This window comes from Sphingobium phenoxybenzoativorans (assembly GCF_001757355.1).
In the GTDB taxonomy this organism is placed as follows: Bacteria; Pseudomonadota; Alphaproteobacteria; order Sphingomonadales; family Sphingomonadaceae; genus Sphingobium; species Sphingobium phenoxybenzoativorans.
Genome location: NZ_MINO01000110.1, coordinates 1 through 8372, shown reverse-complemented (window position 1 = coordinate 8372; position 8372 = coordinate 1). Strand labels below are relative to the sequence as shown.

Here is an 8372-nt window from a genome sequence, read left to right as displayed (position 1 = left end):
AGAAGCGCTGTTCTGTCTCATCGCGAGGTGTATCATTTGCGGTAATAGATTGATAAATCACAAGGATTCCCTGTCCGGGCTAAGAGGGCGCATTATTAGGCCGCGCTCTGCTCGGAGGGGCTTCTCTCTCTGGCCGCAGCAGCCTCGTTGATGACCGGCAGCACTCTCCCTCTGGCCACCGGGAAGCGGGGGCCGTGATGGGCCAAGTGGGATCAGGCCGGGTTGTCGGGGTCTTCAGGCCGCAAGCGAACCGGACGCCGTGCGTCCACGAGCTGCCGAAGCAACCCGGCGTTCTGTTTTTCCGCGCGCTCCAACCGGCTCTCCGCCTCGCGGGCGCGTCGAAGCAGACCTGCATTTTCGGTCGCCAAGGATGCGAGCTGGCTTTCAAGATCGCGGATCTTCATGGCATCCGTGCGAGCGGCATCCTCCCGCTTTTCGCGAACGGCGGTGCGCGCGGCAGATATCGCGCGGATGTCTTCGAGTATGTCGGTATGGCCGACGTAGAGAACATTGCGCCCGACGCCGGCTTCGCGTGCGACCGCAGCGGCGGTGATGGGCGCCGAAGATGTGCTGGAGGATAGCGCCTCGAGGGCAGCGCGCAGCTTGGCCTTTGTCCGAGCGTGGCGACGCTGCTGCGGTGTCGGGGCTTCAACCTCCCCCATCGGCAAGGTCCGTTTCATCGAGCATCGCAAGGAGGCGTTTGCACTCGTCGGCGCGCGACATCGCCAGCGTTCGGCTCTCCAGGTCGAGGTCGCTCCTTTCGAGAAGGGCAAGGTTCCTGCTCAACCGTCCCGCCCATATCGGCCGATGCTTTTCGGTGATGACGAAGTTGGCGCAGGTGACACAGACGCTCTGGGTGCGAAGCACGGGATTGGGTTCGCGCTCGGACCCAAGGCACGCCGAGGTTTCTCGCCGATAGAGGCAGTAACCCCAGTCGCAGACGCCAAGGCGCATATCGGTTTCGGCCAGAAGTTGCGTAATGTAGGCGTCAAGGTCGCCACCCTGAGTGCGACCGCGGAACGGGGAGCGCTCCGCGAGCATCTTGCCGGCCTTTCCCGCGAGCCGGGGGGCGACCAGAAGATCCTCAAGCGCCGTGCGCGTATCGGCCATGACCTGGTCATCGATCAGCTCCGCCAGATCGAAGTCGGTGCCGACGTAGCTGCGGTCCGTCATGGCGCGGGTGATGTGACCAAGGTGTTTGCTGAGCGCCGCCAGCGCCGTACGATCGCGGCGGCCGACGAACCGCGCGAACGTCTTGCGCCCTTGATGCGAGGTCACACGCCAGCGCTCGCCTTCATGTTCCGGCAGATCTAGCATCGGGATGAAGCTCTTGTTCAACCGCATATTCACGGCAGCGATGCTGACCGTGTGGATAGGCAAGGCCGATGCTCGCAATGCGGTGCCGGGTTTCTCCTGCACCAGCCACAGTTGCCGCCCACCATGGATTGCCCGCCAGAGCGCGGATAGCTGATCAAGGACAGCGATGGCTCGGACGACAGGATCGGGAACCACCCATCGGTGCGCAAGCCCCTCGGGACCCGGCGCGCCTTTGCGGATGGCCCCTGTCAGATAGGCATAGGCCTCACCGTCGTCCCCCTCATGCCACTCGATGCAGCCTGTTTCGAGGGCGAGGATCTCCGATGCTCGGGCACCCACCAGATATGCGATGACGATGAAGCAGGCGTCATAGAGCCTAAGGATACGATCGTTCAGCCCGTCGATGGGCCTGTGGGTCAGTGTCTCGGGCCGGCCTGGACACATCTCTATGGGCGGCTGCGATCGGAGATAAGCCGAGGCTCGGTATGTTTGTGCGTCATACGTGCCCCCCTGCTGCTTGGCTTCATCATAGATTGCCTGCGCCGCTTCGCGCATTTCGATGATCTGGTCAGCGGGCTCGCCGATCAGATGGAGCGCAGCAGATATCAGCGGGACCGCGACCGCATCCGGCGTATGCGGCTTCTTCGTCCCGTCGTGCCAGGTGCCGAGGCGTGTGAGCATTGGCAACGGTTGCGGCGGAGCTTCCGCCAGCTTGAAGCGCTGCTCATAGAAGGCTCTGATGATCCTGTGGTAGTTGCGTACGGTGCTATAGGAGAGCCCGCGTTCGCCGAAGTCGTAGAACAAGCGCTCGATTGCCCGGCGGTCAAGCCCGGCCCAGCTTTCAACCCGGTTTGCCACCATCCACTGAAGGACGACACGCAGATAATCTGCATAGCGGGCAAGAGTATGGAGCGCGACCGCTTTGCGGCCGTCAGGTGGATCGGCATGCAGCGACCAGATGAGCTGCTTGGCCGGCTGTCGTAGTCGACGCCATTTATCCTCGTTGAACCGGCTACCGTCCGGCATCCTGAACGACCAGTCGATCCTGAAGGCATGATCCCGATGGCCCGGCACATCACGGGCGAGTTGCCACTGATCGTCGGCAAAGTCCGATTCCGGGGATACGCGGACCGGAAGGCCGGGCGTTGCCGCGATCTGTGGAACGATGTTCATTCGATATCCGGTAATGCGGGAAGGCTGTCGGCGAGCTGTTCGGCATCCTTGTGCAGTTTTGCCGGGAACGCAGGCAGCAGATCCTGCTCAAGAACGCGCAGGCTCGGGGCGTAGAAGATATTCCACCTCTCGGCATCGATCCGATCCCGGGATGCCAGTAAATGGCGGTGAGCCTGAACAACGCGCGCGCAATGGTCGATATCGAGCGGAACGATCAGGCCAGGACATGTAAGACAACCACCCAGGTGCCGACAGACACGCTTGCCGCCCGCGCCATCGCTCTCGACCGGCATCATGCAGCGGTGCCCGAACAAGGCCGTCACGGCGCCTGGACCGGGCAGCGACGTATCACCTTCTTCCGGTTCCGGCGTCATGACCCAGGCGACCATCATCCGCTGGAGGCGGACAATGGTCTCGCGCTCAAGCCGACGCGCTGCCGGTCCTTCCACATAGGCGTCGGTCGTCACCGGGTCGCGATGATTGAGGATGGCGGCCGTCGCCAGGAGATCGCCACCCGAGGCCAGGTAATGCTGTGTCGCGACACTCCCTCTCAACTGGCCCGGTGAGAAGCGAGGCAAGGATCGCCGAGGGCGATCGGGATGATCGAGATTCCATTTGGCGATCCTCCGGTTAGCTCCCTTTATGAACCGATCGAGACGGCCGAGGAGTGTGCTGAACGAGATCAGCCCGGCAGGACTGCCATGCTGCCTTTGTGGTGCGCCCGTCAGATAATATACGAGGAAGAGACGTTCGCGATGCTGGTCAGGAACGTGGAGCACGAGGGGCGCCGTCATCGCCAACAGCATTTCAATGAGGCGCGGCGCGGAGCGCGGCCGTCGAACATCGAACGAGCGGCGCTGCATCTTCGGATTGGGCGCGGTCTTGTGCTTTAGCCACTCGACCAGCACCCGGTTGTCGTCGATCGGGTGAGCGACAAGACAGTCGCGGCGGATCTCGCGAAGCGGGTCCGGGTTGGCGGCGAGCTGGATAGCCAGGGCGATATAGAACGGAACGACCGTTCGCGTGGTCAGGTGATAATGCTCCGCGATGCCGCTGCGCCAGCCCCAGCGCAGAAGCCGGCTGTGCGGCACGCGAGCTTCCTTCAACTGGTTCCAGGTCGGCGCAAGACCTCCTGTCAGGCGATGAAGCCGCCAGATCGCGCTGTCCAGGCTCTCCCCGCGTTCGGCACGCGCAGGCGCCTCTGCCGCAGCGATAATCACCTGTCCCCGCTGGAACGTCGCCCATGCGGCATCGATCTCTTCGTAACAGGCCATGAGGATGGCCTGCAGATCCTCCTTCGACAGTCGCGCCTTGGAGTCATGGTGGCGACTGCCGGGAACCGGATTGTAAGGGATCGCGAGAGGCGAACCGAAGAGGTGCGGATCAGCCTGCTCGGCACGCTCGAGTAGCGGACGGATCAATGCCAACTGCGTGGCTATCGTCGGCCGCTTGAGCCGTTTTCCTGCCTCGTCGGGTCGGGCGAGGAAGGCCAGATAACGCTTCATCGTGCCGGCATTCACCTGAGCGGCGCTGGTCACGCCCTCGCTCGCGAGGAACCCGGCGAAGCGGCGCAGCGCACGCCATCGGGTCGGGCGCGTGCGAACCGTTGTCCCTGCATCGTTCAGGCGGAAGGCGGCCATCAGCGGACCCACCATATCTGGTGGTAGAGACAGCGTGGCGGGGTCGAAGCGCTGCACGCTGCCATCGCGAGCATCGCGGAAGATGACGATCTCTGTCGAGGCGACGGGATCGGATGTCGCTGTCGGGCGCCGGATACGCCGATCGAGTTTCCGGCTATTCGGCATCGGGAATGAGTTCGCCGTAAAGCCATGCAAGGCTCTCGGAGAGATCGCGTTCGTGGACCTCGACACACCGCAGATAAATGGCGGTCGTCGCGATCGAGCGATGACCCATCAGCACTTGCAGGACCTTCAACGGATTGAGATCGGGGTTGTCGCGCGCCTGCTGCTGAAGGCGCGCCAGCATCACCATCGCGAACGTGTGCCTCAGCCAGTGGAAGCTGCCCTTGAGCTTGGCGTCGGCGAAGCCTTTGGCGAACAGCGCCGTGAGCCGTTTCGGCGATAGAGCCGTCCCGTGGGTCGTGAGGAGAAGATTGGCAGGTGGCTGATAGCGCCGGTCGCGGGCACGGGCGCGGCGGACAACGCGCGCGCGGTCCTCGCCCGCATACCAGTCGGTGCGGTCGATCAAGCGGATCGGCGGATAGACCGTGCGGGGGCGGTCCCCCTTGGTGATGCGCAGCGGGATGCCGACGAGCGGCTGATCTTCGGCGGATAGCTGATGGCTGTCGGGCACCATGTCGAGGGTCATCCCGCAGATTTCCTTGCGACGAAGCCCCGCTGTAAGAGCCCACTCGGCCGCAAGGTGCGGCGTAGGACCAAGGTGCGCGAAGAGCCGATCGAGTTCGGCGGCACGCAGCGGTCGCGGCAGCTTCTCGGGCTGCGACAGCGTCAGCATATTGGTCGCCGCAAGACGAGGACCATGCCCTTCTTCCTTGAAGGTCACGATGACGCGCTCGCGCCGCCGGAAGGGAAGCTCGCCGATCAGCCCCTCCTCCAGCGCCCATTCATAGAAGCGGCAGACGCTCATTACGCGCGCATTGATCGTCGCCCGCTCATAGGCCCTGTCCGTGTGCGAACTCGGGTTTGCGATCATGCGGTCGCGATATGCGCCGATGACGCCTTCATCGACCGATTGCCAGTCAAGATCGGACTGCTCGAGCGTGTCGAACCAGTCGTAGATGTGTTCGGCGTAAGTTCGCACCGTATCTGGCGCGCAGCCGCGAAGCGAGGCGTGCTCCAGCAGCCACGCAAAGGCCGGTTCGATGATCGCCATCCTGGCATCGAACAGGATCGGGAACCCGAGAGGTATTCCCGGCACGCCGGCGACAGCGCGGATAATTGAGACCATGGCGCGCGTCTCCTCCGCTCATGAGGATCGAGAACCACTATAGCAGAATGAAGACACTATAAGGTCGCGCGTGCGATGCGTAGATCACTATTCAGGGTAGTTAGCGCGCCTCATGATGCCATGAGCGGGCGATAGTCAGCGTCGCCACCCATTTCCTCGGCCCAGATGGCCATCCTAAAATCGTCCAGCGTGAGGCCGCATTCTTCCAGCATCTGCGCGGCCAGCAACGGATATTCCGCAATCGCATCCGCAAAGTCATCACGATGGCCGTAATAGTGGTCGTGCCAGCCCCACCGATCGTCTTCCTGCTTCGAGGGATCGCGCTCGATCACCAGCAAGGAAGCATCGAGGCGTAGCATCGCGGCAAGCAACTTCTCGCAATGATCGACGTCGAGCGTTTCCCTGGGGCCGTGCTGCCCCTGATAGCCCACCGACAGGTTGGTACATTCGGGTATAAGGCCCGCATATTCGTTGGTGTCGGTATAGACGCCCGTGTCGTCGGGTCTGTAGCGGAAGCCCGGGTTCAGGCCGTTGAGCGCGGACGCCAGGCTAATCGCAAAAGCGTCCGAGCATGTCCGCCCGTAGCTTTGATGCGTGATGACGTCGCCCGAGCCGGCACGGTCGAAGGCGATGGCCGCATCGATATCCTTCAACAGGTCCGGCGTATGGCGCTGGATCCAGCGGGAACCGAGGCAGCCTTGCTCCTCGCCGCGATGGAACAGGTAAAGGCCGGGCCGGCCTGCCGCGATCATGTTGAGCATGATCCAGACACCAGCACCATCATCGGCGCCAAGCGACATCCCGGCCTTGCCGTTGCACAAGCCCGCGATTCCGAGCTGGTCGATGCCCACGTCCTGCTGTCCGCCGCGCGCCGCCACCGTGTCGACGTGGCAGCTCCACATCACGTGAGGCTGGTCGCCGATAGCGATCATCCGATTGCCGAAGGCGTCGGCCGTCATGCCGGGAACCCGGTCGAGATACTCCCGGCAGAAGGCGCGTTCGATCGCGCTGTCATGAGGCCGGGCCCACGACAGGATTTCGAGCAGGCCGGTGCGGCCCGCGACATCATGGTAGATCATGGGATCAGGCTCCTGCGAGGGAAGCGGCTGCCGCCAAGTGCGGCGCCGTCATCGCGATGGCGGGAAGGAAGTTTTCGGGGGTGCAAGGCGACTGATCGAGACCACCTTGCGAACAAGCAGCATCGCCCGGCTCACGGACATCGTGCCGAAGTTCTTCGAGGCGGCGCCGCTCTGCCTCGTCCCGCTCGCGCTTCAGCCGCGCCTCTCGGGCTCGCTCTCCAGCGGCTTGCCATTTGGCAACCTCCGCATGGATCGCCGCCATTTCTTCGTGGAACTGCCGGTAAGCAAGGATATGGGCATTGGCGAGAGCGGCATCGTCATCGTCGAACGGCTCGGGAAGCTGATCCTCCGACAGCCATTCACCGTGATATTCGGTGAGATCCTCTATGTGGAACCATTCGGCGGAACCATCGCATTGGCGACAGCAGCCGCTGACCCACCATTCGCAGCGATCTTCGAGATAGACGGCGCCAAAATCCCCCGCATCCTCTTCAAGGACAGTATGCGAGGCATTGTCGGCATAGACGGTGACGAAGGTCTCGACGTCGCTATAGGAACGCTCGTTGTGGTCGCAGAAGGTCGTATGGTTGTTATAGCAACTGTAGCACCACTCTTCAGATGAGCCGTCGGCGTAATAGACCTCGTCATGCGACCTGGTGTCGTCGTCGCAGCGCGGACAGTACCAAGGGCTATGACCCAGCCCATTGGTGTTCTCGGACGAGATGCTCCCGCGGCCGACAACGAGGTATTTGCCATCGTCGGCGAGGTCGTCGCCTGCATCGATATACGGGACGACGAAGTTGTCATCATCCTCGATCCGCCGAACGCGGGCGCCGTTCAGACCGCCCTCGGTGTAGCCGGCGTTCTCGAGGAGCAGCCTCAGACGCGAGACGTCGCCATAAATGCTCGTGTAGATCTTGCGGCTCGGCCAGACGATGCTGCGGGCCTTCGCATCTTCGCGGGAACCGATATAGGCGAGCGCCGTGTCCGGACCGGCATAGACCCGGACAGGATGGCATGAACTTTCGAAGTCGCTCGCCTCATGGGCCATGCAGCTGCTGGGACCGCCGACATAGACGTCTTCGATTTCGTCGGCGTCCTGGGTGATCTTGAGGGTATCTTCCTCCAACTGCACCGACAGCCTGGCGCACCAACCCTCGATCGCATTGTTGTCGAGATGGTCGGAGAAGAAGCGATTGAGGTAGCGACCGGGCGACATCACCAGCTGGCGGTCGATCTGCCCCTTCGCTGCGTTTTCGGTGAACGCGATCTTCCCCGCCTGCTCGGTGGAGACGTGGCAAAAATGCTCGTCATGCCGTGCCTGATACCAGGGCTCGTCGTGCCAGGGGGTCTGCGCGTAAGTGCCGTCGGCAAAACGCAGCTTCTCGCGGACCTGCCAGTCGATATCGTCCGCACACGATCCGGCGACCGCTATGCGAAGTTGGGATTCGGGCGAGCGTTGGAGCAGTCGTTGCCGAGCAGCCTCGGCATCTTCGAACGATGGCCAGAGATATTGCTGGTCACCGGTCGGCGCCAAGCAGAACTCGATCGTTATCGGCCGCCACTCGGTAGCCGAGTGCGGATACAGGATTTGGAACTGTGCCATGGGCGTGACTCCACGCAGCCGCGCGCGGTCGCGCGGGCTGGATTGATTGATTGAGATTGCGGGTGGTTCAGCGCGGGAGCGGCAGTACGACCTTGACTAAGACGCCGGCGGCGCTCCCTCGGTTCGCCTCAGGCGGCTAAGCGATGGCTTCCATGCGTCGCTGCGCGACGCGAGGGACGGGCCGACCACCGCCAGCTCTTTGGGTTAGCGCGGCGGTCGGCCCGCCCCTCATCGCGACCAAAGGAGACAGTCTCTCGGAGAGGACCTAA

At 63.0% G+C, this 8372-nt stretch carries 6 protein-coding genes; all 6 read right to left on the bottom strand.

Features of this window, described 5'->3' with window-relative positions; translation table 11 throughout:
* Nucleotides 1-212: 212 nt before the first annotated feature.
* On the bottom strand, nucleotides 213-662 hold the full coding sequence (locus BHQ40_RS23115; protein ID WP_070158096.1) for a hypothetical protein: 450 nt from the start codon (nucleotides 660-662) through the stop codon (nucleotides 213-215).
* Nucleotides 649-2490, bottom strand: a complete 1842-nt coding sequence (locus tag BHQ40_RS23110) for a site-specific integrase (RefSeq protein ID WP_070158095.1) — start codon at nucleotides 2488-2490, stop codon at nucleotides 649-651. Before BHQ40_RS23110 ends, BHQ40_RS23115 begins: the two co-directional genes overlap by 14 nt.
* On the bottom strand, nucleotides 2487-4028 hold the full coding sequence (locus tag BHQ40_RS23105; RefSeq protein ID WP_139139448.1) for a site-specific integrase: 1542 nt from the start codon (nucleotides 4026-4028) through the stop codon (nucleotides 2487-2489). The genes BHQ40_RS23110 and BHQ40_RS23105 overlap by 4 nt, the downstream gene beginning before the upstream one ends.
* Nucleotides 4029-4284: 256 nt before the next feature.
* The gene (locus tag BHQ40_RS23100; RefSeq protein WP_070158093.1) at nucleotides 4285-5418 is read right to left on the bottom strand and encodes a tyrosine-type recombinase/integrase; all 1134 of its coding nucleotides are present in this window, start codon (nucleotides 5416-5418) and stop codon (nucleotides 4285-4287) included.
* Nucleotides 5419-5528: 110 nt separating this feature from the next.
* Entirely contained in the window at nucleotides 5529-6497 is a 969-nt protein-coding gene (locus BHQ40_RS23095; protein ID WP_070158092.1) for a M28 family peptidase, read from the bottom strand.
* Nucleotides 6498-6501: 4 nt separating this feature from the next.
* The gene (locus BHQ40_RS23090) at nucleotides 6502-8103 is read right to left on the bottom strand and encodes an RNA-dependent RNA polymerase family protein (protein ID WP_070158091.1); all 1602 of its coding nucleotides are present in this window, start codon (nucleotides 8101-8103) and stop codon (nucleotides 6502-6504) included.
* Nucleotides 8104-8372: the final 269 nt, after the last annotated feature.